Origin of the sequence: Mesotoga sp. UBA5847 (assembly GCF_002432735.1) — a bacterium.
Classification (GTDB): Bacteria; Thermotogota; Thermotogae; order Petrotogales; family Kosmotogaceae; genus Mesotoga.
On record NZ_DJGL01000105.1, the window covers coordinates 788 to 3164 of the forward strand.

Annotated in this window: 1 protein-coding gene; it reads left to right on the top strand. The window is 47.7% G+C overall.

Annotated elements, in window-relative coordinates; genetic code table 11:
- Positions 1 to 512: 512 nt before the first annotated feature.
- A complete protein-coding gene (locus B3K91_RS13120) occupies positions 513 to 2132 on the top strand; it encodes a DUF3887 domain-containing protein (protein WP_292595377.1) in 1620 nt (539 codons plus the stop codon).
- The last annotated feature ends 245 nt before the right edge of the window (positions 2133 to 2377 follow it).

Consider the following 2377-nt stretch of genomic DNA (forward strand, 5'->3'; position numbering starts at 1 on the left):
CCCCACCGCAAGCGGTCCCCCCCGCTCGAGCGGGGATTCAAGATCAATAACAGAAGTGCGGTTCATCGTTGACACTCCGTGTCCAGGATCTTCATTAGAAGCCGCGAGATGATGAGATCCAGAGAATATGATGTGGGTAATGATGATCCGCTCAAGCGGAGTGTCTATGGCTAAATGATTTGGGACGAAGGACCAAGGACTGATTTTGATCATATGGAATTGAGAGCGGAAGAGGTCGTAAATTTACACTCGAGAGGTAGCAAAAAAAGTAGAGGCAAGAAGCTTTCTAAGTTCAGCGTTTCCTGGATTATATTGATCTCGATTTTCATACCTCTACCCTCACACCTCTGACCTCTAGCTTGATATTGATCTCATCCTAGGACGGTTTTTTCCAGCATCCATCGAATCTTCTGCCCGCTATTTGGAGCTGGAGGCCCGAATTCTTAAGATGAACACAGATCTTGATTCTTGAAGGTAATCGTAACACTGCTAATTGTTAAGGAGGAAGGAAAATGATCAAAAGGATTCTAGTAAGTGCGGTTCTAATTGCATCCGTTCTATCTCTCGCGTCGATTGATATCGCGAAGCAGTACTTAGACAGTTTCTTCAACGGGAAGTTTCCCGAAGCTTATGAGTTGCAGAATGCCGAGATGAAGAAGGCGCAGCCGCTTTCGGCTATGAGAAATCTCAGAGGGCAACTGCAGATGCAGGTTGGAGATTTCGTCCAGATCCTAAATATCAGCGAAGTACCTCAAGGCGATCTTGTGTCCTACATATTCGCCTCAGAATTCAAGGCGGGAGTATTCGATGTGATAATTACTCTGGATGCCGAGAAAAAGGTCGCGGGATTCTTCATAAGACCATCTACTTACGTAAAGCCCGAAACGGAGAGCATAATGATTGAAACAGGAAATGAAGTAGTTGACACCTATCTCAAGGGATTCTTCTCCGGAGAATTCGAGAATATCTTCGAGCTTCAGAATGAACAGGTGAAGGCGAGTCTCACTCCTGAAGCGCTAAGCGGCGCATACGCAAATATTGTTGGCGTGGCCGGGAAGTTCGTAGAAGTTCTGAATCTGGAATCATCAACGAATGACGGTATGATCTCCTTTGTTCTAACATGCAGGTTTGCAAATGGAATCTTCGACATCACTGTCACTCTCGACAGCGACGAGAAGGTGGCAGGCTTCTATTTCCGTCAGTCAGCATATTCCGAAAGGGAGTTGCCTGAATATGCCGACCCATCAGCGTATACGGAACAAGATATTACTGTAGGCAAGGAACCATATTATCTTCCGGCAAAACTGATGGTTCCTAACGATCTGGAAACGTATCCGTTGGTAATCATCTTGCAGGGATCGGGAACACACGATATCGATGGCACTCTGGGCCCGAACAAGCCTTACAGAGACATCGCGGTGGGACTCGCATCGAAGGGAATTGCGACGCTCAGATATCCGAAGAAGTACCTGGTCTACCCGGATAAAGTAGATGAAATCGGAACCTCTGCAGAAGCGGAATACGTAGACGACGCTCTGGTCGTCATCGAACAGATGAAGTCAATTCCCCTATTCAGCGGGATCTACCTCGCCGGACACTCCATGGGCGGAATGGTTGCTCCATGGATTGCCGAAGAGGCTGGAGTCGATGGCGTAATAGTTCTTGCCGGTTCTCCCGTTAAACTTGCCCAGATAAGTCTGGATCAGAATCTCGATCTGGCCGGCGACCAAATGACTGAAGAACAGAAAGCTCAGACAATCGAGTTCTTCAATCAGTTATTGAATGGAGAAATCCCGGAAGAAACGGAGCTGGCCCCCGGACTTACGGCAGGCTATTACTATAGCCTGGACAGATATTTCTGCATGCCTGTTCTTGAAGAGACAGAACTTCCTGTGCTGATCGCTAATGCCGAACTGGATTTTCAGAGCCCCAAACAGTACTTCAACGTCTTCGTTGAGGAGCTTGGAGATAGGCCAAATATCACACTTAAATTGTTTGAAGGCCTAAATCATCTCTTCATGCAAACAGACGGAAAGATAAAGAGCGTTGAAGAATACAGCAGGCCGGGTTATGTCTCGGTTGAATTGATTGACCTGATTGTCGAATGGGTTAATGAGTTGGCGTTGGATTGAAGCCGAGGTTGGGGGTTGCAGGTAGGGGGTCGGAAAGAGCGGAATAAGACGCAATGCTGGCGAAGATCGCACCAGGACGCAGTACCCGCTTCGCGGGGAAGCGATTCGAAAAGCATCACAGCCCGTCATTCTGACAAAGCTCTTGGTCAGAATCTTGATCCTTGTCGCAGTAAATCTCTCGCCTTCTCGTGAGCGCAGCGAAGGTCTCGACCATGCTCATTCTTGACTGATCTTATCGGTGAACG

Coding starts and splice junctions, on each gene's coding strand:
- B3K91_RS13120 (WP_292595377.1), top strand. CDS start 513: ATGATCAAAAGGATTCTAGTAAGTGCGGTTCTAATTGCATCCGTTCTA.